This is a genomic window from Pedococcus soli (genome assembly GCF_054782575.1).
Genome location: NZ_BAAGSF010000005.1, coordinates 219330 through 245902 on the forward strand (window position 1 = coordinate 219330; position 26573 = coordinate 245902).

Annotated in this window: 27 protein-coding genes; 14 read left to right on the plus strand and 13 right to left on the minus strand. The window is 71.7% G+C overall.

Annotation, left to right across the window (positions count from 1 at the left end; all coding sequences use genetic code 11):
• Window positions 1-6 precede the first annotated feature (6 nt).
• Together ACYVKF_RS14130 and ACYVKF_RS14135 are read left to right on the plus strand one after the other, a co-directional pair.
• Window positions 7-495, plus strand: a complete 489-nt coding sequence (locus tag ACYVKF_RS14130; protein ID WP_460967212.1) for a GNAT family N-acetyltransferase — start codon at window positions 7-9, stop codon at window positions 493-495.
• A 22-nt stretch (window positions 496-517) separates the two neighbouring features.
• Window positions 518-1393, plus strand: a complete 876-nt coding sequence (locus tag ACYVKF_RS14135; RefSeq protein ID WP_460967214.1) for an SDR family oxidoreductase — start codon at window positions 518-520, stop codon at window positions 1391-1393.
• 96 nt (window positions 1394-1489) lie between these two features.
• Here the strand turns inward: ACYVKF_RS14135 and ACYVKF_RS14140 are convergent, their stop codons facing one another.
• Window positions 1490-4117, minus strand: a complete 2628-nt coding sequence (locus tag ACYVKF_RS14140) for a DEAD/DEAH box helicase (protein ID WP_460967216.1) — start codon at window positions 4115-4117, stop codon at window positions 1490-1492.
• A 70-nt stretch (window positions 4118-4187) separates the two neighbouring features.
• On the opposite strand from ACYVKF_RS14140, the gene ACYVKF_RS14145 reads away from it, so the two are divergent.
• Window positions 4188-5237 carry a GNAT family N-acetyltransferase gene (locus ACYVKF_RS14145; RefSeq protein WP_460967218.1) on the plus strand — a complete coding sequence of 350 codons (1050 nt, stop codon included), beginning with the start codon at window positions 4188-4190 and terminating at the stop codon, window positions 5235-5237.
• Between the two features lie 57 nt (window positions 5238-5294).
• Window positions 5295-7577, plus strand: coding sequence for an ATP-dependent DNA helicase (locus tag ACYVKF_RS14150; protein ID WP_056919972.1), 2283 nt, complete (start codon window positions 5295-5297; stop codon window positions 7575-7577).
• Window positions 7578-7601: 24 nt separating this feature from the next.
• On the opposite strand, the gene ACYVKF_RS14155 is transcribed toward ACYVKF_RS14150, so the two are convergent.
• The gene (locus ACYVKF_RS14155; protein WP_460967219.1) at window positions 7602-7952 is read right to left on the minus strand and encodes a hypothetical protein; all 351 of its coding nucleotides are present in this window, start codon (window positions 7950-7952) and stop codon (window positions 7602-7604) included.
• 18 nt (window positions 7953-7970) lie between these two features.
• Here ACYVKF_RS14155 and ACYVKF_RS14160 point away from each other — a divergent pair, with 18 nt between their 5' ends.
• The 3 genes from ACYVKF_RS14160 (at window position 7971) to rpsT (ending at window position 9912) form a co-directional block, all read left to right on the plus strand.
• Window positions 7971-8450, plus strand: coding sequence for an XdhC family protein (locus ACYVKF_RS14160; protein WP_460967221.1), 480 nt, complete (start codon window positions 7971-7973; stop codon window positions 8448-8450).
• A 31-nt stretch (window positions 8451-8481) separates the two neighbouring features.
• Window positions 8482-9453, plus strand: coding sequence for a DNA polymerase III subunit delta (gene holA, locus ACYVKF_RS14165; protein WP_460967223.1), 972 nt, complete (start codon window positions 8482-8484; stop codon window positions 9451-9453).
• A 198-nt stretch (window positions 9454-9651) separates the two neighbouring features.
• Complete coding sequence (gene rpsT / locus ACYVKF_RS14170) at window positions 9652-9912, plus strand: 30S ribosomal protein S20 (protein WP_056917676.1); 261 nt, start codon at window positions 9652-9654, stop codon at window positions 9910-9912.
• A gap of 125 nt (window positions 9913-10037) precedes the next feature.
• Here the strand turns inward: rpsT and ACYVKF_RS14175 are convergent, their stop codons facing one another.
• The 4 genes from ACYVKF_RS14175 to ACYVKF_RS14190 form a co-directional block, all read right to left on the minus strand.
• On the minus strand, window positions 10038-10904 hold the full coding sequence (locus tag ACYVKF_RS14175) for a lysozyme (RefSeq protein WP_460967225.1): 867 nt from the start codon (window positions 10902-10904) through the stop codon (window positions 10038-10040).
• Between the two features lie 186 nt (window positions 10905-11090).
• Window positions 11091-11690 (minus strand): type II toxin-antitoxin system PemK/MazF family toxin, encoded by a 600-nt coding sequence (locus ACYVKF_RS14180; protein ID WP_460967227.1) that lies wholly within the window; start codon window positions 11688-11690, stop codon window positions 11091-11093.
• A gap of 30 nt (window positions 11691-11720) precedes the next feature.
• Entirely contained in the window at window positions 11721-12710 is a 990-nt protein-coding gene (locus ACYVKF_RS14185; RefSeq protein WP_460967229.1) for a phosphotransferase family protein, read from the minus strand.
• Window positions 12707-13642 (minus strand): M48 family metallopeptidase, encoded by a 936-nt coding sequence (locus ACYVKF_RS14190; RefSeq protein ID WP_460967231.1) that lies wholly within the window; start codon window positions 13640-13642, stop codon window positions 12707-12709. The genes ACYVKF_RS14185 and ACYVKF_RS14190 overlap by 4 nt, the downstream gene beginning before the upstream one ends.
• A 129-nt stretch (window positions 13643-13771) precedes the next feature.
• On the opposite strand from ACYVKF_RS14190, the gene ACYVKF_RS14195 reads away from it, so the two are divergent.
• From ACYVKF_RS14195 to ACYVKF_RS14205, 3 genes are all read left to right on the plus strand, one after another.
• Window positions 13772-15049 (plus strand): MFS transporter, encoded by a 1278-nt coding sequence (locus ACYVKF_RS14195; RefSeq protein WP_460967233.1) that lies wholly within the window; start codon window positions 13772-13774, stop codon window positions 15047-15049.
• A 104-nt stretch (window positions 15050-15153) separates the two neighbouring features.
• Window positions 15154-16995, plus strand: coding sequence for a translation elongation factor 4 (gene lepA, locus ACYVKF_RS14200; RefSeq protein ID WP_056917671.1), 1842 nt, complete (start codon window positions 15154-15156; stop codon window positions 16993-16995).
• 139 nt (window positions 16996-17134) lie between these two features.
• A complete protein-coding gene (locus tag ACYVKF_RS14205) occupies window positions 17135-17605 on the plus strand; it encodes a hotdog fold domain-containing protein (RefSeq protein ID WP_460967235.1) in 471 nt (156 codons plus the stop codon).
• A 55-nt stretch (window positions 17606-17660) separates the two neighbouring features.
• Here the strand turns inward: ACYVKF_RS14205 and ACYVKF_RS14210 are convergent, their stop codons facing one another.
• The 5 genes from ACYVKF_RS14210 to ACYVKF_RS14230 all read right to left on the minus strand — a co-directional run bounded on the left by ACYVKF_RS14210 (window position 17661) and on the right by ACYVKF_RS14230 (window position 20582).
• Window positions 17661-18107: a PH domain-containing protein gene (locus ACYVKF_RS14210; protein WP_460967237.1), complete on the minus strand. Its 447-nt coding sequence runs from the start codon at window positions 18105-18107 to the stop codon at window positions 17661-17663.
• Between the two features lie 181 nt (window positions 18108-18288).
• The gene (locus tag ACYVKF_RS14215) at window positions 18289-18834 is read right to left on the minus strand and encodes an NUDIX hydrolase (protein WP_460967239.1); all 546 of its coding nucleotides are present in this window, start codon (window positions 18832-18834) and stop codon (window positions 18289-18291) included.
• Window positions 18831-19628: a tyrosine-protein phosphatase gene (locus ACYVKF_RS14220; RefSeq protein ID WP_460967241.1), complete on the minus strand. Its 798-nt coding sequence runs from the start codon at window positions 19626-19628 to the stop codon at window positions 18831-18833. Before ACYVKF_RS14220 ends, ACYVKF_RS14215 begins: the two co-directional genes overlap by 4 nt.
• Before the next feature lie 9 nt (window positions 19629-19637).
• Window positions 19638-20153: a hypothetical protein gene (locus ACYVKF_RS14225; protein ID WP_460967243.1), complete on the minus strand. Its 516-nt coding sequence runs from the start codon at window positions 20151-20153 to the stop codon at window positions 19638-19640.
• A gap of 18 nt (window positions 20154-20171) precedes the next feature.
• Window positions 20172-20582, minus strand: coding sequence for a hypothetical protein (locus tag ACYVKF_RS14230; protein WP_460967245.1), 411 nt, complete (start codon window positions 20580-20582; stop codon window positions 20172-20174).
• A 41-nt stretch (window positions 20583-20623) separates the two neighbouring features.
• Here ACYVKF_RS14230 and hemW point away from each other — a divergent pair, with 41 nt between their 5' ends.
• Complete coding sequence (gene hemW / locus ACYVKF_RS14235) at window positions 20624-21856, plus strand: radical SAM family heme chaperone HemW (RefSeq protein WP_460967247.1); 1233 nt, start codon at window positions 20624-20626, stop codon at window positions 21854-21856.
• A gap of 7 nt (window positions 21857-21863) precedes the next feature.
• On the opposite strand, the gene ACYVKF_RS14240 is transcribed toward hemW, so the two are convergent.
• Window positions 21864-22331, minus strand: a complete 468-nt coding sequence (locus ACYVKF_RS14240) for a DUF4870 domain-containing protein (RefSeq protein WP_460967249.1) — start codon at window positions 22329-22331, stop codon at window positions 21864-21866.
• 164 nt (window positions 22332-22495) lie between these two features.
• Window positions 22496-23371, minus strand: a complete 876-nt coding sequence (locus ACYVKF_RS14245; RefSeq protein ID WP_056917876.1) for a DUF3097 domain-containing protein — start codon at window positions 23369-23371, stop codon at window positions 22496-22498.
• Window positions 23372-23581: 210 nt separating this feature from the next.
• Here ACYVKF_RS14245 and hrcA point away from each other — a divergent pair, with 210 nt between their 5' ends.
• From hrcA to ACYVKF_RS14260, 3 genes are read left to right on the plus strand one after another with little or no spacing between them, the layout of a single operon-like run.
• Window positions 23582-24613: a heat-inducible transcriptional repressor HrcA gene (gene hrcA, locus ACYVKF_RS14250; protein WP_056917665.1), complete on the plus strand. Its 1032-nt coding sequence runs from the start codon at window positions 23582-23584 to the stop codon at window positions 24611-24613.
• 58 nt (window positions 24614-24671) lie between these two features.
• Window positions 24672-25796 carry a molecular chaperone DnaJ gene (gene dnaJ, locus ACYVKF_RS14255; RefSeq protein ID WP_056917664.1) on the plus strand — a complete coding sequence of 375 codons (1125 nt, stop codon included), beginning with the start codon at window positions 24672-24674 and terminating at the stop codon, window positions 25794-25796.
• 33 nt (window positions 25797-25829) lie between these two features.
• Complete coding sequence (locus ACYVKF_RS14260) at window positions 25830-26573, plus strand: 16S rRNA (uracil(1498)-N(3))-methyltransferase (RefSeq protein WP_460967251.1); 744 nt, start codon at window positions 25830-25832, stop codon at window positions 26571-26573.

Sequence of the window (26573 nt, forward strand, 5' to 3'; positions counted from 1 at the left end):
CGCGTCGTGCAGGTGCGTGCGGGTGGTCTGGACACCCCGCAGGTGGCGGCGCTGCTCGCTGCCCACGTCGAGGACATGCGGCGATACTCCCCGCCCGAGAGCGTGCACACCCTCGACCTCGACCGCCTGCGCACCCCGGACCTCAGCTTCTGGAGCGTCTGGGAGGGCGACGAGGTGCTCGCGTGCGGGGCGCTGCGCGAGCTCGACCCCCGTCACGGCGAGCTCAAGTCGATGCGTACCGCGCCGACTCACCGTGGTCGGGGCATCGGTGCCCACGTCCTCGACCACCTCGTCGGCGAGGCCACGGCCCGCGGCTACACCCGGCTCAGTCTCGAGACCGGCTCACCGGAGGAGTTCGCCCCCGCCCGGCGCCTCTACGCCCGCCGCGGTTTCGTCGAGTGCGGCCCGTTCGGCCCGTATGCCGCGGACGACTTCAGCGTGTTCATGACCCTCGACCTGGCTGCCGAGCAGCACCGCTCACCGGACCGCCCCTGATCCGGCGGTCTACGCTCGGGCCATGGCCGACGAGCGATCGCAGCACCCGGAACCGACAGCCGCCGGACGCCTCGGGATCACCGGGGTGACCGGAGCGCTGGGTGGGGCGGTGCTCCAGCGGCTGGCCGGGCAGGGAGAGCGCCTCGTCCTGCTGGCCAGGCGCCCTGACGCAGCCCCCTCCGTGCCGGGCGCCGAGGTCCGTCAGGTGGACTACGCCGACACCCCCGCGGTCCGGGAAGCGCTGTCCGGCATCGACACCCTGCTCATGGTCTCGGCCTCGGAGGACGCCGACCGGCTCGGCCAGCACCGCGCATTCGTCGACGCGGCCGCTGCCGCCGGGGTCCGGCACGTCGTCTACACGTCGTTCCAGGGTGCCGCCGCCGACTGCACCTTCACGCTCGGGCGCGACCACTTCGCGACCGAGGAGGCGATCCGGGCCTCGGGCATGGAGTTCACGTTCCTGCGGGACAGCTTCTACGCCGACTTCCTGCCGCTGATGGCCACCAACGGCGTCATCCGTGGCCCGGCCGGTGACGGACGCGTGGCTGCGGTGGCGCGGGAGGACGTCGCGGACGCAGCCGCCGCGGTGCTGGCAGACCCGACGGCCCACGCGGGCGAGACCTACGACCTCACCGGCCCGGAGGCACTCAGCCTGGCCGAGGCCGCCGAGATCGTCACCGAGGTGACCGGCAACCCCACGCGCTACGTGGACGAGACCATCCCCGAGGCCTACGCGTCGCGCGCGTCCTACGGTGCGCCGGACTGGCAGGTCGACGCCTGGGTGTCGACGTACACCGCGATCGCCCGTGGCGAGGTCGAGCAGGTCAGCGACGTGGTCGAACGACTCACCGGGCGGCCGGCGACGAGCCTGCGCGAGCTCCTCACGCGCAGCGGCTGATCCATGCGCCGGTGACCCCGGGTCTGTGAGCGAGCCCACGGGTCAGGGCGCGTCGGATCGGTCGAAGACCGGGGTCGGGGTGGCTGCCGTGTTTCGTCAGAGGCGGCGGAGGGCGGTGGTCAGGACGACCGGTTCGCCGGCCTCGTCCGAGGCGTCGAGGTCGACGGTCGCCTCGATGACCCAGTCGTGGTCGCCCTCGGGGTCCTCGAGCGTCTGGCGGGCCAGCCACAGGCGGTGGTCGCCCTCGGGCTCGTTCTCGCCGGGCGCCGGACCCGTGGCCGTGGAGAGGTGCAGCAGTGCCGGGCCGCGGGCCGCGCCGTCGGTGCCGATGGTGTCGTGCTCGGCGTAGTAGGCGCCCAGCGCCTCGTCCCACGCAGCCTCGTCCATGATCGCGTGACGCGGCGGCTCGGGGATCGACGCCGCAGCCTCTTCCAGGGCGGCGAGGTCGCGGAACCGGTCGCGGGATGCGAGCTCGACGCGGCGGAACATGGCGTTGCGCACCATGACTCGGAAAGCCTTCTCGTTGAACGTGATCGGGCGACTGGCCCGTGTTCCACCATGCGCCGCGAGGCGTTCGAGCTCGTCGAGCCGAGCGTTCGCGTCGGGGTCGGTGAGCGCCTCCCACTCGTCGAGCAGAGAGGAGTCGGTCTGTCGGACGGTCTCACCCAGCCACTCGTGCAGGTCCTCGAAGGCCTCGCTGCGGTGTGCCTCGGGGACCGTCTGGCGCAGGGTCCGGTAGGCGTCGGTGAGGTAGCGCAGGACCAGGCCCTCGGACCGGGCGAGCTGGTAGAACGCCACGAACTCCGTGAACGTCATCGCACGCTCGTACATGTCGCGCACGATCGACTTCGGTGACAGCGCCGACTCGGAGACCCACGGGTGGCTCTGCCGGAAGATCTCGAACGTGGCGTCGAGCAGCTCGGCCAGCGGCTTGGGCCACGACACGTCCTCGAGCAGCTGCATCCGCTCCTCGTACTCGACGCCGTCGGCCTTCATCTCACCGACGGCCTCGCCCCGGGCCTTGTACTGCTGCTGCATCAGGATCTGCCGCGGGTCGTCGAGGATCGCCTCGATGACCGACACGATGTCGAGCGCGTGGGTCGGCGACTCGGGGTCGAGGACGTCGAGCGCGGCCAGGGCGAGCGGCGCCAACGGCTGGTTGAGGGCGAAGTCGTCGGCGAGCTCCTCCCGGACGGCGATGGTGCGCCCGTCGGGACCGGGCGGGTCGACGCGGTGGAGCACACCGGTGTCGAGCAGGCTGCGGCCCAACGTGATGGCTCGCCGCGCGAGACGCGCCTGGTTCCGCGGGGACTCGTGGTTGTCGCGGAGCAGCCGGGCGAGGGCCGTGACCGGGTCACCCGGCCGCTGCACGAGGTTGAGGATCATCGAGTGGTCGACCCGCATGCGGGACACGAGCGGCTCGGGCTCCGCGGCGACGAGCTTGTCGTACGTCTGCTCGGTCCACGACACCTCGCCGTCGGCAGGCTTGCGACGCTGCACCTTGCGTCGCTTCTTGGGGTCGTCGCCGGCCTTGGCGAGGTTCTTCTCGTTCTCGATCACGTGCTCGGGCGCCTGGATGACCACCGATCCACTCGTGTCGAAGCCGGCCCGTCCTGCCCGCCCGGCGATCTGGTGGAACTCGCGCGCCTTGAGGATCCGCTGGCGGGACCCGTCGAACTTCACCAGCCCGGTGAACAGCACGGTCCGGATCGGCACGTTGATGCCGACACCGAGGGTGTCCGTGCCGCAGATGACCTTGAGCAGGCCGTCCTGGGCCAGCTGCTCGACGAGCCGCCGGTACCGCGGCAGCATCCCTGCGTGGTGGACGCCGATCCCCGCGCGGACGAGGCGGGACAGGGTCTTCCCGAACCCCGCCGTGAACCGGAACCCGGCGATCCTCTCGGCGATCGCCTCCTTGTCGGCCTTGAGCGAGGACTTCATCCCGACGAGGGCCTGGGCCTGCTCCAGGGCCGACACCTGGGTGAAGTGGACGATGTAGACCGGCGCCTGGTGGGTGGTCAGGAGCTCCTCGATCGTCTCCGGCAGGGAGGTCATCGCCCAGGAGAAGCTCAGCGGGATGGGCCGCTCGGTCCCGGTGACCAGGGCGGTGGGACGACCGTTGCGCCGCGTCAGGTCCTCGGCGAGCTCGGTCATGTCGCCGAGGGTCGCCGACATGAGCAGGAACTGCGCCTGCGGGAGCTCGAGCAGCGGCACCTGCCAGGCCCAGCCCCGGTCCGGCTCGGCGTAGTAGTGGAACTCGTCCATGACGACCAGGCCGACATCGGCGTCCTTGCCCTCGCGCAGCGCGATGTTCGCGAGGATCTCGGCGGTGCAGCAGATGATGGGGGCGTCGGGGTTCACCGAGGCGTCGCCGGTGAGCATGCCCACCTCGGACGCGCCCAACACCTCGCACAGGGCGAAGAACTTCTCGCTCACCAGGGCCTTGATCGGAGCCGTGTAGAAGCTCACCCGGTCGCCGGCGAGCGCGGCGAAGTGCGCGCCCGTCGCGACGAGCGACTTGCCCGAGCCGGTGGGCGTCGACAGCACGACGTTCTCCCCGGCGAGCAGGGCGATCAGCGCCTCGTCCTGGTGGGGGTAGAGCGGGAGGCCCCGCTGCGTCGCCCACGCCGAGAACGCGTCATACGCCTCGTCGGGGCCGGCTGCGGCGCCATCGAGCAGGTCAGGCAGGGACGGGGTGGTGGCGGCTGCCTGGTCGGTGCTCATCGCCACCATCCTCTCAGGGGGCGCCGCCGGTCGTCCCCACCGTGTCGGGGGCGCGTGCTTGGCTGGACCCATGGCCTTCGAGACGACGACGGCGCGCCTGCACCTGCGGCGCCCGACCGAGGCGGACCGAGACTTCCACTCCACCGTGCACAGCGACCCACGCCTCTACGCACACGCCCCGCACGTGCTCGGGACGCCCGCGACCAACGCCGCCTTCTTCGAGGCGATCCTCGCGCACTGGGCGGAGCACGGGTTCGGCTACTGGGTCGCCCAGGACCGCGACTCCGGTATGCCGTTGGGCTGGGTCGGCGTGAAGCAGCAGGACGGGTACCTCAACCTCTACTACCGGTTCGTGCCCGAGGCACAGGGACGTGGCCTGGCCCGAGAGGCAGCCCGGGCCGCCGTCGCGATGGCGACCGAGTGGCACCCGCACGACCCGGTCCGTGCGGTCGTCAAGGACCACAACCCCGCCTCGGTCCGGACGGCCGAGTCCGCGGGACTCGTCCGCACCGGTGCCCGGATGGTGCTGGCCGACGACCTCCCGGACGAGCCCGACTCGGCGGTGTTCGAGGCGCCGCGGGTGTCCCGGCTCGAGGCGCTCGACGACGGTGTGCGGGCGGAGGTGCTGGCCCTGTGGACGGCGGTGAACGACGCCGGGGGAGCGGTCGGCTTCCTGCCCGGCGCCCCGTCCGAGCGGGTGGCGAGCGCACTGGCTGCCCACGAGGAGCAGATGGCGGCCGGCGCCGCCGTGGCCGGGGCGCTGCGTGAACCAGACGGCACGTTGGTCGGCTGGGCCTGGTGGGTGCGGACCGCCAACCCCCTCCTGCACCACGGGCGCTGGCTCTACCGCGTCATGGTGGACCCGACCCGGCAGCGCCGTGGGCTGGGGCTCTCGCTCATGGCGGGGATGCACCGGATCGCGCGCGACGACGGCGTCGAGCTGCTCCAGCTCGGGGTGCGCAGCGGGTCGGGGGCGAGCGGGTTCTACGCTCGGTGCGGCTACACCGAGGTCGGCCGCATCCCGGGGGCGATCCGGGTGGCACCGGGCGACGACCGCGACGACGTGACCATGGCCAGGCGGGTCGACGGCCGCCCCCTCGTGCCGCACGGTGGAGCCTGACCAGGACGCTGGGGACGCCTGGCACGAGTGGTCGGTGACACGGCATACCCTGTCCGGGTGGCTTCCCTCGACGACCTCCTGCACGCTGCCGTCCAGGGAGTCGGGGGAGTCGAACGCCCCGGCCAGGTCGAGATGGCCCATGCGGTCGCGGACGCGATCGAGAAGGACGAGCACCTGCTCGTGCAGGCGGGCACCGGCACCGGGAAGTCCCTCGCCTACCTGATCCCGGCGGTGATGCACGCCCAGAAGACCGGCAAGCCCGCGGTCATCGCGACGGCCACCCTGGCGCTGCAGGCCCAGATCGTCGACCGCGACATGCCCCGCCTTGCCGAGGCCATCGCCCCGATCCTCGGTCGCCAGCCCACCTACGGCCTGGTCAAGGGCCGCCGCAACTACCTGTGCGCCCACAAGCTCGAGGGCGGCTTCCCCGACGAGGACGAGGGGCTGTTCGGGGTCGGCGAGGTGGACAAGGCCGCTTCCCGCCTCGGGCAGGAGGTCGTCCGGCTGCGCGAGTGGGCCGACACGACCGAGTCCGGCGACCGCGACGAGCTCGTCCCCGGCGTGAGTGAACGGGCCTGGCGACAGGTGTCGGTCAGCGCGCACGAGTGCATGGGCAGCAAGTGCCCCGCCCTGGCCGACTGCTTCGTCGAGCGCTCACGGGAGGCGGCCAAGGAGTGCGACGTCATCGTCACGAACCACTCGTTCATGGCGATCGACTCCTTCGAGGGGCGGCAGATGCTGCCCGAGCACGACGTCCTCGTCGTCGACGAGGGCCACGAGCTCGTCGACCGCGTCACCTCGACGATCACCGACGAGATCACCGGCCCGATGGTGGCAGCGGCCGCCAAGCGCGCCGGTCGGATGGCCGACTCGGCCGAGACCGTCGACGACGCGGCCGACTACCTCGCCGGGGTCCTCGACGAGCTGCCCGAGGGCAAGCTCGGCGGCATACCGGACTCGCTGGCCATGGCCCTCGCCCGGGTGCGCGACACCTCACGGCAGGTGATGACCGAGCTGAAGCCCGAGAAGGGGGTGGAGGCAGACGGGGCCCGCAAGGTCGCGCAGGCCGCGATCGAGGAGGTGTTCGAGAACTCCTCCCGCATCCTCGAGGAGCGGGACCTCGACGTCGTCTGGCTCAACCGCGACCCGCGCCGCGGATCGATCCTTCGGGTGGCGCCCATGAGTGTGGCGATGTTGTTGCGCGACAAGGTCTTCGGTGACCGCACCGTCGTCATGACGTCGGCGACGCTCGAGCTCGGCGGCACGTTCGACGCGGTGGCCGGGACGATGGGCCTGCGGGGCGAGGGGGCGCCCGAGTGGCGTGGTCTCGACGTCGGCAGCCCGTTCGACTACCCCCAGCAGGCCATTGCCTACGTCGCCCAGCACCTCCCCGCGCCGGGGCGCGACGGCATCAGCGAGCAGACCCTCGACGAGATCGAGGCGCTCATCCGCGCCTCCGGCGGCAGGGCGCTCGGCCTGTTCTCGTCGATGCGCGCGGCCCGTGACGCGACCGAGGCGATGCGCGAGCGCTTCGACGGGGAGATCGGGTTCCTCTGCCAGGGCGAGGACCAGATCACCACGCTGGTGCGGCAGTTCGCCCGCGACCCGAAAACCTGCCTCTTCGGCACCCTGACGTTGTGGCAGGGCGTCGACGTCCCCGGGTCGTCGTGCCAGCTCGTCATCATCGACCGCATCCCGTTCCCGCGACCCGACGACCCGTTGTCCTCGGCGCGGTCCCAGGCGATCGCGCGGATGGGTGGCAACGGGTTCATGGCCGTCTCGGCGACGCATGCCGCCCTGCGCCTCGCCCAGGGGGCCGGTCGCCTCATCCGCCGCGCCGACGACCGTGGGGTCGTCGCCTTCCTCGACTCCCGCATGATCACGGCGCGGTATGCCGGGTTCCTCCAGAAGTCGCTGCCCCCGTTCTGGCCGACGACCGACCGCGACCGGGTGCTGGCCGCCCTCAAGCGCCTCGACGAGACGGCGGCCGCACCGCTGACCGTGCACGAGCCGGCGTTGCGCGGCGTCACCGGCGCGGTCGCCGGGACGACGATGGGCCGCACGGGTGAGGACGCGGCAGAGCACCCGCGTCCGGCCGAGCCGGCACCGGATCCGCGCCCGGTCGCGCAGGACCCGCCACCCGCCGACACGTCCCGGACCGCGGTGACCCAGGGCTTCGCCTGGACGCCGGAGTCCGACGAGGAGCTGCGTGACGGGGTCGAGCTGGGCCTGGACCTCGCCGAGCTCGCCGAGAGCCTCGAGCTGCCCGAGGACGTCATCGCCGCCCGGCTCAAGGGGCTCGGCCTCGAGACCGGCGCTGCCGCGATGAAGTTCGACTGACCCGAGCACGGGCTCGGACCCGGCTCAGCCGGAGGTGCGGTCGAGGAGCTGCAGGAGGCCGTGGGCCGCGAGCTCGACGTCCTTGTGCCGCCACTCCGAGGCGCGGTACACGCAGGCGATCAGCGCGCTGCGGTGCACCCGTCGGAAGTCGCCTGCCACGAACGCGTAGCGCGCCTTCGTCTCGTCGTTCGCGCCCTCGGTGAGCCCGAGGTGCCAGGCGCCGTAGGCCTCCCAGTCGTGCTTCTCGAGGTAGGCGTTCTGGGCCTCGGCGTCGGGCTGGACGTCCCCCCAGTTGCTGTCCAGGACGTACTGCCTCGCCTCGATCAGGCGGGCCACGTGGTCGACGGCCGCGGAGTTCACCGTGTACTTCGCCATACGGGTGATACTGGCCCCATGGACGACACCCCGCACCTGCTGCTCGTCGGAGACGGACCGGTCGTCGAGGCCCTGACCGCCCTGTGCGTGCCGATGGGTTGGACCACCACGGTGTCGGCCGAGCAGGTGGCCGTAGGACCCGAGCACGATGCCGTCGTGGTCACCAGTCACCACGAAGGAGTGGACGGACCGGTCCTGCGGGACGCGCTCGCAGCCGGCACGGCATACGTGGGGGCGATGGGGTCGCGGAAGACCCAGGCGCGGCGCAGGGAGTGGTTGCTCGCCCACGGTGTGTCCGAGGACTCGTTGGCGACCCTGCACGCCCCCATCGGCCTCGACATCGGCGCGCAGGCGCCGGGGGAGATCGCCGTGGCGATCCTCGCGGAGGTCGTGGCGGTACGCCGCGGCGCGGGCACGGCGGTCACGTCGGTGGCCGACCGGGCCGGGGCCATCCACCCCGAGCTCGCACCCGGCGAGGCGTACTGCCCGGGCGGCTGAGGCTGTCCCCGGGCCGTGGCAGGCTGACCCCGTGACCACCACCGCGACGTCCGTGCCGCCGCTCGTGCTCATCACCGGCCCGGAGCAGGTGATCGCCGACCGCGCGCTCGCCTCGACCCTCGACGAGCTCCGCCAGGGCGACCCGGACCTCGAGGTCGTGCGTCTCTACGCCGCCACCTACGAGGCAGGCTCGCTGGGCATGCATGCGAGCCCATCGCTGTTCGGCGGGTCGAAGGCGATCGTCGTGCACGACCTCGACGAGGCCCCGGACGAGCTGCAGGAGGACCTCCTCGCCTTCCTCGCCGCCCCGGAGGCGGACGTGACGCTGGTGGTCACCCACAAGACGGGTCAGCGCGGCAAGAAGGTGCTCGACACGATCAAGAAGTCGCAGTCCCGGGTGGTCGAGGCTCCGGCCATCAAGTCCGACCGCGACAAGACCGATTTCGCGATGCACGAGTTCCGCCGGGCAGGCCGCAAGGCCACGCCCGATGCCGTGCGGGCGCTCATCGAGGCCGTGGGCAAGGACGTCCGCGAGCTCGCTGCCGCCTGCTCGCAGCTCGTCGCCGACACCACGGGAACCATCGACGACCAGCTCGTCGCCAAGTACCACGGTGGCAAGGTCGAGGCGAGCGGCTTCCGCGTCGCCGACGCCGCGGTGGCCGGCAACGCGGGGGAGGCCCTGCGCCTGCTGCGCCACGCCATCGCCACCGGCGTCGACCCCGTCCCGATCGTGGCGGTCCTCGCCCAGCAGCTGCGCCAGCTGGTCAAGGTCGGCGCCGCCGGCCGCGGGCGCTCCGCCGACGTCGCGCGCGACCTCGGTATGGCGCCGTGGCAGGTCGACAAGGCCCGCCGGGGACTGTCCGGCTGGGGCCCGGAGGGCCTGGCCGACTCGATCCAGGCCGTCGCGCTGGCCGACTTCGAGGTCAAGGGCGGTGGTCGTGACCCCGTCTACGCCGTCGAGCGCGCCATCCTCACCATCACCTCCGCGCGGAACGGCCGCTGACCTGCGGGTCCGTCGGGCCGAGGGACGTTTTGGGGGTGGAGGCTCCTCGCTGGTAGATTTACCCGTCGCGTGCGCGCATGGTCGTGTGCGCATGCAAGCACCACCCAGAGCGTCTCAACCACGGGTGCCCCACGCCCGGTCCCGAGATGCTTCTGCCGCCCTCTAACGGCAACCACCGACCAACCAAGAGAGACACACGTGGCAAACATCAAGTCCCAGCTCAAGCGGATCAAGACGAACCGCACGGCGACCGAGCGCAACAAGGCCGTCAAGAGCGAGCTCAAGACCTTCATCCGCAAGTTCCAGACGGCCGCTGCTGCGGGCGACAAGGACGCGGCAGCGGAGGCGCTCAAGGCTGCCTCGACCAAGCTCGACAAGGCCGTGAGCAAGGGCGTCATCCACGCCAACCAGGCCGCCAACAAGAAGTCGGCCATGGCGAAGAAGGCCAACTCGATCTGATCGAGTCCCTGACATCACGAAGGGGTCCGGTCACCGCACGGTGACCGGGCCCCTTCGTCGTCCCTGCCGGAGTGCCCAGCCGACGGGACGACCGGCTGGGCACCCAACCGGAGCGGAGTTCCGGCTCAGCCGAGTGCCAGCCTCTGCAGGCCGGCGAGGTCGCCGTTGAAGTAGTCCTGGTCGACCGGGGTGTCGCTGTACTGCCAGAACGTGTAGTAGGACCAGCCGGCCGGGAGCGTCCCGACGGTGGTGTTGTACCGCGCGATCCACAGCGGGTTCGTCGACGCGAACTGGCTCGTGTTGCCCGTGCAGGTGCTCCACCAGCTCGTGGTCGAGTAGATGACCGCGTCCCGTCCGGTCCGTGCCTTGTAGCGCGAGGTGAAGGCGGCGATCCAGCTGTTCATCGAGGCCTGGCTCAGCCCGTAGCAGGTGGCGCCGTAGGGGTTGTACTCGATGTCGAGCACGCCCGGGAGCGTCTTCCCGTCGCCGGACCAGGCTCCGCCGTGGTCGACGAACCAGTCCGCCTGGGCCGTGCCTGAGGAGTTGTCCGGCAGGGCGAAGTGGTAGGACCCGCGGACCATCCCGACGCCGTAGGACCCGTTGTACTGCTGGGCGAAGTACGGATTCTGGTACGTCGTGCCCTCGGTGGCCTTGACGTAGGCGAACTTCTTCCCCTGGCCCCAGTAGCTCGCCCAGTCGACGTTGCCCTGCCACTTGGACACGTCGATGCCGGGCGTCTGGGTGGCGGCCGCCAGGCTCGAGGCCCGGGCAGCCTGCTGCGCGGTGGGCTCGGTCCTGCCCGTGGAGTCCTGCGACCACCCCATGTACGCGTCACCGCCGCGCGCGATGCCGGCTCCCCTGGCGTGGTCGGTGGGCCGCGGCGTGCTGGTCGGGCTGGCCGACGACGGTGAGGCCGTGGCGGCGGTGGCCGCGACCAGCGCAGCAGCCGCGGCAGCCAGGGCGATGGCTCGGTGCCGGCGAAGACGCTTCATGGGGTTCCCCTCGGTGGCAGGTGGACGAACACCGCAAAAGGTACAAACGTCACTTCTCCCACGGGGTCAAGGAAGCGTGAGGGGTTCCCCCGGTGCAGGTCAGGACTCGCCCAAGGTGGGCCGCGCCGGCCCCCGGGCGGCCGGGCGCGGGGTGTCCGCGCTCGGGTGGGCGGCGGTGCTCCGGGCTCAGCCGAGGGCGCGCACGGCGGCGGCCACGGCGTCGAACCTGGCGCGGTCCAGGGTGGCGCCTTCGCGACGCACGGCGGCGGGGTCGACCCGGATGACGCGGTCGAGCCGCACCTCGCTGGGGCGACCGGCCCGGTCCCACGCTCCGCTGCCGATGTCCTGCCAGTGCCGACCCCGGCGTGACTCCTGGGCGGCATCACGATCGTGGTCCTTGCTCGTGAGCATCAGGGCGAGCAGCCACCCGCCGTCACGTCCGACGAGCAGCACCGGACGGTCCTTGCCCTGGCTGTGGTCCTCCTCGTAGGGCACCCACGTCCACACGATCTCACCCGGGTCCGGTCGGCCATCGGGGTTGGCGGCATACCTCAGGTCGGGGACGCCACTGAAGTCCCCAGGGTAGGACCCGCCCGCGGCGGGGACGGTGCCTCCGCGGGCCGTGCCGCCCCCGCGCGTGCGGCGGGCGGGGGTACGACCAGTGGTGCCGCGGCCGGGGGTGCTGCTCCTGGATCCCGTGCGGCTCCGCAGCCAGCTGCGGGCGCCGTCGCCGACCGCCCGCCCGAGGAGCTGTGCCAGCTGTTCGCCGAGCCCGCGTCGTGCCATGGCCGTCACGCTACCGGGACGGGCGCTCGGTCAGCCCGCCCAGCCGCGCCGCTGCGCGAGCAAGTCGAGGCAGAGCCGCCCCAGCAACCGCTGGTGGTCGCGGATCGCGTTGAGGGTGGCGGGTGGGGCAGGGTTCCCGGCGTGGCTCAGGAGGTATCCGGCCAGCACGGCGAGGAACGCATCGATGGCCTCGGGTTCGGTGTCCCGGGTGAGCGGTGATTCCCGGCAGAGCCGGTCCACGTCGATGCCGTCCCTGGCCATCAGCGGCCAGAGGCTCACGAAGTCGGTCCACGCGGGACCACGCGTGACCCAGTTCCAGTCGACGATGCGCACCTGCCCTGCGGTGTCCAGCAGCAGGTTGTCGGGACGCAGGTCGCAGTGGACGAGCCGGTCGCCCTCGAGCAGCCGGCACGCGAGGTGCCCGAGCCGGGCCACCTCGCGCATCAGCTCGGGCCGAACCGGCGGCACGGACTCGGGCCAGTCCCGCCTGCCGGCGGCGAGCTCGTCGAGCGTGGTGAGGGCCACCTCGTCACCTCCGACGTCGGCGGCCAGGGACGACGGGGTGAGGGCGGCGACGTCCTCGGGCGGGACGGCGGCCAGGCGCAGGCAGGCGTCGTGGACGACGTCGACCTCGGCGTCGGTCCAGGGCACGCCCGGCATCCGCCCGTCGATGGCCTCGACGACCACGACCTGCCAGTCCTCCAGACCGGCAGCACCGACGAGGGCCGGTGCGGTCAGACGTCCCTCGAAGCGTTCGAGCCGGCCCAGCACCAGGGCCTCCTGCGGGATGGCCACACGCGCGTGCGGTGCCGCCGGCCCGGCCGCCTTGGCGAACACCCGTCGGCCGTCGGCGAGGTCGAGCAGGGCGGCGAACGCCCCGGTGAAGCCCGAGGTCACGCTGGGCCGCGCCGACGCGACCGGTGACCCGGCCACCTCGGCGAGCAGGGCCCGGACGTCTGCGGGGAGGTCGGCGAACTGGGGGCGACGGGAGGTGTGCAGGTAGTCGACCTGCACCGTCACGCGTTGCTCCTCGGGCGCCACAGCAGCCGACCCGGGCGACGGCGGTCCCGCAACGCGTGCGAGCGCCAGACGAGGACGGGGTGGCTGGCCAGGGCGTTGACCAGCCAGACGAAGAAGCCCTTCTCCGTGGTCGCGCGGTCGGCGAAGGCGTTCACGTCGACGGTGCGGTTGAGGTACTTGCCGGCGGCGAGGGTCGACATCGCACCGGCGCTGCCCTGCGGCACGAGGGAGTAGCCGAAGTTGTCCGCGGTGTACTCCTGGCTGCGGCTCAGCGTCGACCCGAGGAACGGCACCCACTGCGCGCCGCTGATCGCGACGACCCGCCAGTAGCTGGTGTGACCTGCGGCGATGTGGCCGACCTCGTGGCCGATGATGAAGCGCAGCGCGTCGGGCTGCCGGGCCTCGCCACCGATCTCGAACAGGTCGCTGTACAGGAAGATGAACCGCTTGAACCCGTGTCCCGAGGCCGCGGCGTTGATCATGCCGTTGCCCAGCACGACGTAGGCGTCCGGGACCCTCGGCAGGCCGTAGTGGGCGCAGGCGTCGAGGAGCATCCGGTGCGCCTCGGGGTACTGGCTCTCACTGATCTTCACGCCGGTCAGCCGCTGCTGGGCGTAGAGCTGGCCACGGAGGAAGTAGACGAGGACCGGCGCGGCCAGGAGGAGCACGGCATACGGGTCGGGGCTCCGGCGGTCGATGATCGCCGAGGAGATCTCGTAGGCGCAGAACGACCAGACGACGACCGAACCGATGATGACCAGCACCAGGCAGAGGTTCTCCAGCGGGTGGCGCAGGTGGGAGCGCACCCGACGGCGGAACCCCGGGGGAGCGAACGGCCCCGCTGGGCCGGTGGGACCGGCGGGTGACCCGAACTGGTCCAGCGGGTGCGGCTGGCTCGGCTGCGGCTGTGGTGCGTGGGTCTGCTCGGCCATGGTCCCCTCGATGTGTGGTCGGCGTCGGGGTCGATGCTATGTCTCGACCGCTGACGGCTCGCGTCGAGGCGGGTACAGGTCGTGGGACAGTCGGGGAATGCACCACGACGCACGATCCGTTGCACCGCTGTGACCGAGTCCGCTCCGCCCGCGCCCGCCGCACTGACCACCGAGCCGAGCGACCCGGTGGGTCCCGCCGTCCGCTCGAGCCACACCAACCTGGCGCTGCTCGCGCTCGCCATCGGCGGGTTCGCCATCGGGACGACCGAGTTCGTCACGATGGGTCTTCTCCCCGAGGTCGCCGACGGGGTGGGCATCTCCATCCCGACGGCCGGTCACGTCGTCTCCGCGTATGCCGCCGGCGTGGTCGTCGGCGCCCCGGTCCTGGCGACCCTGGGCTCGAAGATGCCGCGCAAGCGCCTGCTGCTCTGGCTGATGGGCGGCTTCGCCGTCGCGAACGGCCTGTCCGCGCTCGCCAGCAGCTACGGCCTCCTCATGGGGGCGCGGTTCCTCTCCGGCCTGCCGCACGGCGCCTACTTCGGCGTGGGTTCGCTCGTGGCCGCCTCGCTCGTGCCCGCGCACCGCCGCACGTGGGCGGTCTCGATGATGATCACCGGACTCACCGTGGCCAACATCGTGGGGGTCCCGCTCACCACCCGCCTCGGCCAGTCCTACGGCTGGCAGTGGCCGTATGCCGCGGTGTCCGTCCTCGCGGCCGTCACAGTGCTCGCGGTCTGGCGCTGGGTGCCCTTCTGCCCACCCGACGGGGGAGCGACGATGCGCTCGGAGTTCTCCGCCCTGCGTCGGCCCCAGGTGTGGTTCGCGCTCGCCATCGGCACGGTCGGCTTCGGGGGCATGTTCGCGACGTTCTCCTACATCGCGCCGACGATGACCGAGCTGGGTGGCTTCAGCAAGGGGGCGATCCCCCTCATCCTCGCCGTCTACGGCGTGGGGATGACCGCCGGGGCGGTGGCCTCGGGGCCGGTCTCGAAGCTGGGGCTGCTGCGCGGGATCTGCGTCCTCATGGGGACGATCGCCGTGATGCTGGCGCTCTTCGGTCCTGCCGTCCACCAGGCCAAGTGGCTGGCCATCGTCGCCGTCTTCATGCTCGGCCTGCTGCCGAGCGCGCTGGTGCCGATGCTGCAGACCCGGCTCATGGACGTCGCGCACGAGGGACAGTCCCTCGCGGCGGCGCTCAACCACTCCACGCTCAACCTGGCCAACGCGCTCGGCGCCTGGCTCGGCTCGATCGTGCTGTCCGCGGGCCTGGGGTACGAATGGCCCTCGAGGGTCGGCGCCATACTCGCCGTGCTCGGAGTGGGGATCGCACTGGCCTCGGGGCTGGCGCAACGGCGCACGACCCGACGCTCTCGCGGCGACGTCTCTTCGGCGGTGGCGACCGCCTGACCTCGGGGACCGCGCACGTCGCGTCACGGACAGTGGCGCGGTCGTGGGAGGATGAACCGTTCCCCGCCGTCCCACCCGTGAGGTCGAGTACACCCGTGTCCCCGATGGCCCGCACCGCGCTGCAGCCGCACGCAACGCCGCCGGACCTGATCCGGAACTTCAGCATCATCGCCCACATCGACCACGGCAAGTCGACCCTGGCCGACCGGATGCTCCAGGTCACCGGGGTCGTGGACGGCCGGGCGATGCGCGCGCAGTACCTCGACAAGATGGACATCGAGCGCGAGCGCGGCATCACCATCAAGAGCCAGGCCGTGCGCATGCCGTGGGAGCTCGACGGGATCACGTACGCGCTGAACATGATCGACACCCCCGGGCACGTCGACTTCACCTACGAGGTCTCGCGCTCGCTGGCGGCCTGTGAGGGCGCCGTCCTGCTCGTCGACGCCGCCCAGGGCATCGAGGCGCAGACGTTGGCGAACCTCTACCTCGCCATGGAGAACGACCTCACGATCATCCCGGTCCTCAACAAGATCGACCTGCCTGCGGCCCAGCCGGAGAAGTTCGCCGAGGAGCTGGCCGGCCTGATCGGCTGCGAGCCCGAGGACTGCCTGCGGGTGTCCGGCAAGACCGGTGAGGGCGTCGAGCCGCTGCTCAACCAGATCGTGCGGCAGCTGCCGCCCCCGGTCGGTGACCCGGACGCCCCGGCCCGCGCGATGATCTTCGACTCCGTCTACGACACCTACCGCGGCGTGGTGACCTACGTCCGGGTGATCGACGGCAACCTCAACCCGCGCGAGAAGATCGCGATGATGTCGACCCGTGCGACGCACGAGCTGCTCGAGATCGGCGTGAGCTCGCCCGAGCCCACACCGGCCAAGGGCCTGGGCGTCGGCGAGGTGGGTTACCTCATCACCGGCGTGAAGGACGTGCGCCAGTCCAAGGTCGGCGACACCGTGACCAACGCGGCCAAGCCGGCCAAGGAGGCCCTCGGCGGCTACCGCGACCCCAAGCCGATGGTGTTCTCGGGGCTTTACCCGATCGACGGCTCGGACTACCCCGACCTGCGCGACGCGCTCGACAAGCTCAAGCTCAACGACGCGGCCCTGGTCTACGAACCGGAGACGTCCGCGGCCCTCGGGTTCGGTTTCCGCATCGGGTTCCTCGGGATGCTCCACCTCGAGATCGTCCGCGAGCGCCTCGAGCGCGAGTTCGACCTCGACCTCATCTCGACCCTGCCCAACGTCGTCTACGACGTGACGATGGACGACGGCAAGGTCCTGACGGTCACCAACCCGAGCGAGTACCCCTACGGCAAGGTCTCCTCGGTCACCGAGCCGGTCGTCCGCGCGACGATCCTCGTGCCCAGCGAGTTCATCGGTGCGGTCATGGAGCTGTGCCAGCAGAAGCGCGGCAGCCTGCGCGGCATGGACTACCTGTCCGAGGAGCGCGTGGAGATGCGCTACACGCTGCCCCTGGCGGAGATCGTGTTCGACTTCTTCGACCAGCTGAAGTCCCGGACCCGCGGCTACGCCTCGCTCGACTACGAACCCGACGGCGACCAGGTTGCCGACCTGGTCAAGGTCGACATCCTGCTGCAGGGCGAGACGGTGGACGCGTTCTCCTCGATCGTCCACAAGGACAAGGCCTACGCGTATGGCGTGATGATGGCCAGCAAGCTCAAGGACCTCATCCCGCGACAGCAGTTCGAGGTGCCGATCCAGGCCGCCATCGGGGCGCGCATCATCGCCCGCGAGAACATCCGCGCCATCCGCAAGGACGTGCTCGCCAAGTGCTACGGCGGTGACATCAGCCGCAAGCGCAAGCTGCTCGAGAAGCAGAAGGCCGGCAAGAAGCGGATGAAGAACATCGGTTCCGTCGAGGTCCCGCCCGAGGCCTTCATCGCAGCCCTGTCCAACGACGAGCCCGGCGCGACCAAGAAGTAGCCGCCTCCTCTCCCGCTTTGGGTGCCCAGACGGCCGCCTCAAGTTTTGGGCGCCCAGACGGTCGGATTTCCGACCGTGCGGGCACCCAAAGCGGAGGTGCGGCAGGCTCCCGGTGGTTACCGGTGGGTAATATCGCGCCATGGTCGACACCTACGCGCTCTACCGACGCCTGTCGCGACTGCCTCGCGGTCGCACCGTGTTCTCGCTCGTCTTCGAGCGGGCGGCGCCGTACTTCCGCACCGCGCGACCGCGTTTCGTCGAGCTCGGGCCGAACCGCGCCGAGCTGACGATCCGCAAGCGGCGACGGGTGCAGAACCACCTCGGGACCGTTCACGTCATCGCGATCTGCAACGGGCTCGAGGCAGCGATGGGTGCGCTGGCCGAGGCGACGATCCCGGCGCACCGGCGCTGGATCCCTCGCGGGATGGAGGTCGACTACGCAGCCAAGGCGACGACCGACATCACGTGCGTGGCCACCACCGACCCGGCCGAATGGGCGCGGACCGGTGACGTCGAGGTGCCCGTGCACGTGGTTGCCACCCGCGCTGACGGCACCGCCGTGGTCGAGGGCACCATCCGACTCTGGGTGACCGACAAGCCCGCCCGCTGAGCGCAGGAGACGGGCTTGCGGTCGCCGACCTCCCCGGTGGCGCCGGCCGAGGTCCTCAGCCGGCGGCTCGACGCCCCCGTGACCGTGCGTCCCGGGGGACGCCGCGGGACGCCGCGTAGTCGCTGAACTCGGCACGGCGGGATCCGGGGAGGTCCAGGGCGACTGGCTCACCGTGCTGGGTGATGACCCCGACGACGTCATCCCACGTCCACCGACCCGCCTCGGCCACGGCGGCGATGTCTTCCCACGGCAACACGCGCCACCTCAGCCACCGCCTGGTCCGGATTCCCTCGGGGGAGACGACGGTTCGGTTCCACCACCGCAGGACCATCGGTAGGCCGAAGAGCACTCCGGCGAGCAGCGACCCCCAGCCGAGGTCGGTCACGGCCACCAGCACGACACCAACGCCGATCATGGACAGCGGTGCGACCACGGCCGTCCACACGAGGGCCGGCAGTCGGTGCATCCCCTCGATCTCGGTACCCGCGCGGTCGTCCACCATCCGTTTCCCCCCGTCGATCCGGACCCTGATCGTGGCCCCGCCAGCGAACGTGGTCAGAGTACGGCTCGTCGCGGGCAAAGGGGCCCTGACCTTGTCCGGGTGACGTGGGTATGGAGCGCAGATGCGGCCTGACTCGCCCGTGCTTCGCAGAGGTGCGCAACCGGCGCCGGACCGTGGCCGGTCAGACGGGGACTGTCGACTCCTCGACGGTGCCGAGGTCGCGCGGTGGAGTCGTGGCACCGGAGGCGAAGTCGTCCGCCAGCGACCAGAGCTCGAGCACGGTGCGCGGCCAGACCTCTTCGTCGGTGGCCTCGAGCTCGGCCCGGCTCCACCACCGGTGGTCGGTCATCGTCAGCAGCTCCTGCTCGGTGTGCCCGGCGGTGCTCACCTCGAAGGCGGGCACCCGGACGTACCAGAACGCCTCGTCCTGGGTCGTCACCACGTCGCTGTAGCCGTGGACGACGACCCGGGTGGCCAACGGACCGACCAGGTCCTGCGCCGGGACCTGCACGCCGGTCTCCTCGAACACCTCGCGCACCGCAGCCTCGACATCCGACTCGTCGGGCTCGACGCCCCCGCCGGGGGTGATCCACCAGCGGGGCACGGGCGTCATACCGGGGTCGCTGTCGCGGAAGAGCAGCAGGCGGTCACGGTCGTCGACGAGGAGCACGCGCATGGCGCGCCGTCGCCCGCGCGGGCGACGGTCTGCGTCGTCGGCGGAGGTCATGCGCGCAGGTGGCCGCGGAGCGCCTCGACCTGGTCGACGCTCCAGCCCTGCTCCTGCAGCCAACCACCCGCGCCACCGTGGCGCTCGCGGAGCACCGTGAGGATGCGGGTCATCGTCTCGGGCTTGGGGCGGTGGTGGTCCATCGGCTGGTCCTTGAGCACCTCGCCGTACGCGGGTCTCGCCATGAGCCGGCCCACGATCTGCTCGATGCGTTCACCGGTCGCGACGTAGTCGGCGACGACGTCCTCGTCGGAGACGCCGGCGACCGACAGGGCCAGGCCCACGACGGTGCCGGTGCGGTCCTTGCCGGCCGCGCAGTGCACGACCGTGGCTCCCTGCGCTCGAGAGATGACCTCCAGGGCTCCGAGGATCGAGTCCGGCCGGTCGACGAGGTAGCCGAGGTAGTGGCTGGCCCAGTAGTCGTCATCGAGCCGGGGACGGGCGTCGGCCTCCTTCTGGTTCTTCTTCGACCACGGCACGACCAGGGCGTCCCCGGCGGTGATCTCGCGCTCGTCGTCGCGGAAGAGGGAGTACCGGTGGTGCGTCGCCAGTCCGCGCACCTGCAGTGGTGCCGGGCCCTCGATGTGCACCTCGACGTTGCTGCGCAGGTCGACGATGTCGCTGACCCCGACGACCTCCACGAGGTGGTCGATGTCGGCGTCGCTGAGGTCCTGCAGGTTGTCCGAACGCAACAACCGTCCAGTGGCGACGGTGCCTCCGTCTGTGGTGGGCAGCCCGCCCACGTCACGCATGTTGACGACACCGTCGAGGTCGATCCAGCGGGAGGTGCTCACCCTTGGACCCTACGCGGACCCGGTGTCCACCAGGTGTCCGGCACCCTGCGCCTCGGCGGCGTCGGCCACCGCTGCGGCGACGACCAGGTCGCTGAGCCCGTTGCCGAGGTTCTGGCAGACGATGCGTCCGTCGGGTCGCGGCTGGTCGAGCAGCGAGCCGGTCCACGTCGTCGTCGCCGGGTACTCACCGAGCGTGCCGGCGACCCGCACCGCCTCGAACTGCGGGACGTGGTCGGCCGCGAGCACCGAGGCTCGCGCCAGCGCCGGACCCACCGAGCTGACGTAGTCCAGCGGCAGGACCAGCGCGTCCGGTGCGATCCACGACGGGTCGAGCTCGGCGCCGGTCAGCCCGATCGACAGTCCGGTGACCACGACCGGGCGTCCCAGGACGGCTTCCCGCGCGTCGTCGGTGACGCGAAGCCGTACCCGGGGGACGTGCTCCTCCGCCCACGCCATCAGCTCAGCCCGGGCGTCGGCGCGCCGCGCGTACACGGTGACGTCGAGGTGACCCAGCGCCTCCAGCACGCGCAGGTGCGAACGTGCCTACAGGCCGGCACCGGTGAAGCCCGCGGGCGCACCGGTCGCGGCGAGCGCAGCGATGCAGGCACCCGAGACCGCGGCCGTCCGGGCTGCCGTCAGGGTGCCGGCGGACATGACGGCCCGTGGAGCTCCGGTCCGACCGTCGTTGACGGCCATGAGCCCGCTGACGGTCGGGAGCCCGTGCGACGGGTTGTCCGGGAAGATGCTGATCCACTTGCACCCCAACAGGTTTCGAGCCGGGTATGCCGCGGGCATGGCATTCGCGAACGCTCCGCCGGGTGCGTGGACGGTCGGCTTCGGCGGCACCTCGGCCTCACCCCGGGACAGGGCGACGAGCGCGTCGTGCACGAGGCGCACTGCCTCGGCCGGCGGGGGGAGCAGGGCCTCGACGTCCGCGTCGGAGAGGTGGCGCATCCGACGACGGTAGCTGCGCGGCAGGCTGAGAGGATGGCCGCATGCCCAGCGCCCTGCCCGACGGCGACCCCGCGCCCGCGGACGGTCTCCTGCCCGAGTCGGCCCTGGCGACCCTGTCGTCCCGGCCGTTCGGGATCTACCTGCACGTGCCGTTCTGCTCGGTGCGCTGCGGCTACTGCGACTTCAACACCTACACGCTGACCGAGCTCGGCAACGACGGTGCGAGCGTGGCGACGTTCGCGGGTGCGGCGGTCCGGGAGCTCGACCTCGCCGCCTCGGTCCTTGGTGACCGGGCACCCGAGGTGCAGACCGTGTTCGTCGGCGGCGGGACGCCGACGATGCTGGCCGCCGCCGACCTCGCGAGCATGCTGCACGGCATACGGGACCGGTTCGGGCTGGCCGGTGATGCCGAGGTGACGACCGAGGCGAACCCCGACTCCGTGACTCCCGAGGGCCTTCGCGTGCTGGCCGATGCCGGGTTCACCCGGGTCTCGCTCGGCATGCAGTCCGCGGTGCCGCACGTACTGCGCACCCTCGAACGCACCCATGACCCGGCCAACGTCGCCCGCGCCGTCGACGCGGCCCGGTCCGCGGGCCTGCAGGTGAGCCTCGACCTCATCTACGGAACGCCGGGGGAGAGCCTCGACGACTGGCGCACCAGCCTGCGCACCGCGACCGACCTCGCACCCGACCACGTCTCGGCCTACGCCCTCGTCGTCGAGGACGGCACCAAGCTGGCCGCCCAGGTCCGTCGGGGGCAGGTGCCGGCGCCGGAGGACGACGACGAGGCGGCGAAGTACGAGATCGCCGACGAGCACCTCACCGCCGCAGGCTTCGGCTGGTACGAGGTGAGCAACTGGGCCACCCGCGAGGACGCCCGCTGCCGCCACAACGAGGGCTACTGGGCCGACGGCAACTGGTGGGGGATCGGCCCCGGCGCGCACAGCCACGTCGGCGGCGTGCGGTGGTGGAACGTCAAGCACCCCAACGCGTATGCCGCCCGCGTCGCCTCACCCGGCACGAGCCCGGCCCACGGCCGCGAGACGCTCACCGACGAGCAGCGCTACGACGAGCGCGTGCTGCTCGGGGTACGCCTGGTCGAGGGACTGCCGATCGACGACCTCCAGCCGGAAGGGCGGACGGCTGTCGCAGGTCTCATCGCCGACGAGCTCGTGGACGCGGCAGCGGCCCTGCGCCGTCAGCGGGTCGTGCTGACGAGGCAGGGCCGCCTGCTGGCCGACACCGTGGTGCGGCGGTTGCTCGGGCTGCGTTAGCCCGAGGTCACTTCACCAGCTCGGGCGTGAACGGGTAGCGGTACCACTCACCGTTGTTGGCCTTGATCGCCGCGATGATCGGCAGGACGATCCAGGCGATCCCCGTGGCGATCACGAACGGGATCCCGATGAGCACGAACGACAGCAGTCCGAAGACCCACAGCGCGACGGTGGTGATGATCTGGAAGTTCAGCGCCTGGGCGGCGTGGGCCCGCACGAACGGTCCACGGTCCTTGAGGAGCAGGAAGACGATCAGTGGTCCCAGGAACGGCAGCCCGACGAGGGCGGCGGCGAAGGGAGCCAGGTGGGCCAGGGTCGCCCAGGTCTTCTCGTCCTGCTGCGACATCGGCTTGGGGCCGGAGCCGTAGACCGGGGGCGGTCCGGACGGACCGGGGGGCGGCGGCACCGACTGGGAGCCGGGGGGCGGCGGCACCGACTGGGAGCCGGGGGCCTGGGGCTGCGGTTGTTCGGTCATGGTGTTCCTCCGTGGTGGTGTCTTCCACCAGTGAAACGCATGACGACCCGTGCAGACAGGACTTTCGGGGTCTGGCGAGGGGCGGGTCAGGGGTGCGTCAGGGTCGACCCCGACCCTGCCCCGGTTCAGTGCCCCGGTTCAGTGCCCCGGTTCAGTGCCCCGGTTCAGTGCCCCGGCTCGGTCACGAAGTCGATGAGCTCCTCGACACTGGCCAGCAGGGTGGGCTCGAGGTCGGCGTACGACCGCACCGTGCCGAGGATCTGCTTCCACGCCCGGGCGATGTCGGCCTGGCTGTCGGCCTGCCAGCCGAGGTGACGGCAGATCCCGTGCTTCCACGACTGGCCCCGCGGGATGACGGGCCACTGCTGCAGGCCCAGTCGCTCCGGGCGCACCGACTGCCAGACGTCGACGTACGGGTGGCCCAGGATCTTGACGTGCGCGGCATACGGGCCCCTGCGGCACGCCTGGACGACCTTGTCCTCCTTGGTGCCGGGCAGGAGGTGGTCGACCAGGACCCCCATCCGCTGGCCGGGGCCGGGACGGAAGTCACGGATGGCCCCGGCGAGGTCGTCCACGCCGTCGAGCATCTCGACGACGACTCCCTCGATGCGCAGGTCGTCGCCCCAGACCTTCTCGACGAGCTCGGCGTCGTGGCGGCCCTCGACGAAGATCCGTGAGCCGCTCGCGACCCGCGCCTTGGCGCCCTCGACCGCCCTCGACCCGGACGCCGTCCGCGCAGTCGCCGCCTTCGCCTCGGCGAGCTTCGCGCGGGCGGCAGCGGTCGGCGGCGTGAGGATCACCGGGGCCCCGTCGAGCAGGAAACCTGGCCCCATCGGGAACCCCTTGGTGCGGCCGCGGCGGTCCTCGAGGTGCACCACCCGCATGCCGCCGGCCTTCTCGACGCGCACGACGGCGCCGCACCACCCGGTGTCGACGTCCTCGACGACCAGGCCGGTCTCGGCCTCCACCTCGCGGGAGCGTCCCCTCGGGGGAACCTTCCAGTCGCCGGAGAGGACATCGGAGCCATAGCGGTCGGACACCGACGCAGGGTATGCCGCGTGGCCGACGCCACCGGAGAGGACGCGCCGCCGGTGCGGCCCCGGACCCGGGAACACCGTAGACTTGGCACTCGCTGAGCATGAGTGCCAGCAGACCCGGCGTCGGCCGCCCGACCCGGACCCGCCTGCTGCCACCCGTCGCCAGCGCCGACTCAAGTCCCGTCTCCAGTCCGACCGCAAAGGAGGTGTCCGATGAGTGAGGAACGCCGTCTCGCCGTGCTGCGCGCGATCGTGCAGGACTACGTCGAGACCTCCGAACCCGTGGGGTCCAAGGCCCTTCTCGAGCGCCACCACCTCGGGGTCTCCGCCGCCACCGTCCGCAACGACATGGCCGCCCTCGAGGAGGAGGGGCTGATCGCAGCCCCCCACACGAGCGCCGGGCGCGTGCCCACGGATGCCGGCTACCGCTTGTTCGTCGACCGCCTGAGCTCGGTGAAGCCGATGTCGCCGGCCGAGCGCTCCGCCATCGCCCAGTTCCTCGAGGGGGCGGTCGACCTCGACGACGTCGTGGCCCGCACCGTGCGGCTGCTGTCCTCGCTGACGCGGCAGGTCGCGGTCATGCAGTACCCCTCGTTGACCCGCTCGTCGGTGCGGCACATCGAGTTCGTGCCGATGGGCGCGACCAGGCTGATGGTCGTGCTCATCGTCAACACCGGCCGCGTCGAGCAGAGGGTCATCGAGACGACCCACGACCTGTCCACGACCGAGGGCGAGGCCACCCTGGGGCTGGTGCGAGCGAAGATCAACGCCAGCGCCGTGGGCCAGCGCCTGGTCGACGCAGCCGCTTCCCTCGAGTCGCTGCCGGAGGAGTTCGAGCCGGCCGACCGCGACCTCGTCCGGGCCGTCGTCCGCTCCCTGGAGGACGCCCTGGTCGAGGAGCGCGAGGAGCGCGTCGTGCTGGCAGGCACGTCGAACCTCGCGCGCGTCGGCACCGACTTCCCCCTCAGCATCGGCCCGGTGCTCGAGGCGCTCGAGCAGCACGTCGTGCTGCTCAAGCTGCTCGGCACCGCCAGGGAGACCAGCGACGCCGTCTCGGTCCGCATCGGGCACGAGAACCCGTTCGCCGGACTGCAGTCGACCTCGGTCGTCGCCACCGAGTACGGCAGCGGCTCCGACCTGGTCGCGGGCCTCGGCGTCCTCGGCCCCACCCGCATGGACTACCCCACGACGATGGCGTCGGTGCGGGCAGTCGCCACGTACGTCTCCCGGATCCTGGCGCAGTGACGCCTGTGCCCGACCGGGCTCACCGATCCACCCCTCGCACCACTGACAAGGACTCTCGTTGAACGACTACTACCAGGACCTGGGCGTCTCCAAGGACGCGTCGCCGGAGGAGATCAAGCGGGCCTACCGCAAGATGGCCCGGCGCTTGCACCCGGACGTCAACCCCAGCCCCGAGGCGGAAGAGCAGTTCAAGAAGGTCTCCCAGGCCTACGACGTGCTCTCCGACGCGGAGAAGAAGCGCTCCTACGACCAGGGCGCCGACCCGTATGCCGCCGGTGCCGCCGGGTTCGGCCAGGGCTTCTCCTTCAGCGACATCATGGACGCCTTCTTCGGCGCCGGTGCCGGTCAGGCCCAGCGCGGCCCCCGGTCGCGCCAGCGCCGCGGCCAGGACGCCCTGATCCGGCTCGACCTCGACCTCGCCGACGCCGTCTTCGGTGGCGAGCAGGAGCTCACCGTCGAGACCGCGGTCGTCTGCTCCACCTGCCACGGTGACGGGGCCCAGCCGGGCACGTCCCGCCGGACCTGTGACGTCTGCGCCGGTCGCGGCGAGATCCAGCAGGTGCAGCGCTCGTTCCTCGGGCAGGTCATGACGACCCGTCCCTGCATGACCTGCCAGGGGTACGGCGAGGTCCTCGTCAGCCCCTGCTTCGAGTGCTCGGGCGACGGACGCGTCCGCACCCGTCGCACCCTGAAGATCAAGGTTCCCGCAGGCGTCGACACCGGCACCCGCATCCAGCTCACGGGGGAGGGCGAGGTCGGCCAGGGTGGCGGTCCCGCCGGGGACCTCTACGTCGAGGTCGCCGTCCGTCCGCACCAGACCTTCCAGCGCCGTGGCGACGACCTGCACTGCACGGTCGAGCTGCCGATGACGGCCGGTGCGCTCGGGACGACCCTCAAGCTCGACACCTTCGACGGTGTCAACGAGCTCGAGATCAAGCCCGGCACGCAGTCCGGTGACGCCATGACCCTCCGTGGCCTCGGTGTCACCCACCTGCGCGGTGGTGGTCGTGGCGACCTCATCGTCCACGCGACGATCCTGACCCCGACGAAGCTGGACGAGCAGCAGGAGGAGCTCCTGCGCCAGCTCGCCGCCCTGCGCGGCGAGGAGCGCCCCGAGGGTCGTATGACGCCCGCCCACCCGGGCCTGTTCGGCAAGCTCCGCGACGCGTTCAAGGCCAAGTAGCGGGGCCCGCCCGCACCGCCCCAGGCTGCGCCCATGACCCTCCCGCTCTTCCTCGTCGACCCGGCGCTGCTCGCAGGAGCGGTCCCCGGGGCGAAGGTCGTCCTCGACGGGCCGGAGGGGCGGCACGCCGCGACGGTGCGCCGCATCGCCGCGGGGGAGCGGGTGCTCCTGGCTGACGGGCTGGGGCTGCGCGCGACGTGCGACGTCGTGGCAGCCGGGAGGGCCGAGCTCGACCTGGTCGTCGCCGAGCTGGCCACCGAGCCCGAGGGCGAGCCACGGTTCGTCCTCGTCCAGGCCCTCGCGAAGGGCGACCGCGACGACCAGGCCGTCGAGGCGGCGACCGAGTTCGGGGTCGACGAGGTCGTCCCGTGGCAGGCGTCGCGCTGCATCGTCCAGTGGCGTGGGGAGCGGGGCGACAAGGCCCGTCGCAAGTGGGAGTCGGCCGTGGTCGCGGCTGCCAAGCAGTCGCGCCGGTCTCGCGTCCCGGTCGTCGCGGAGCTGGCCACGACGAAGACCCTGGCGGCGCGTGTGGGCGCCGCGGCGGCGGCATACGTGCTGCACGAGGACGCCACCCAGAGCCTTGCGGCGCAACGGGTTCCGGACTCCGGCGAGGTGCTCGTGGTCGTGGGGCCCGAGGGAGGCATCACCCCTGAGGAGGTGGCCGCGCTCGAGGCTGCTGGCGCGGTGACGGTGCGACTCGGGCCGACGGTGCTGCGTTCGTCGAGCGCCGGACCGGCTGCCCTCGCGGTGCTCAGCGCCGCGGCGCGCTGGCGCTGA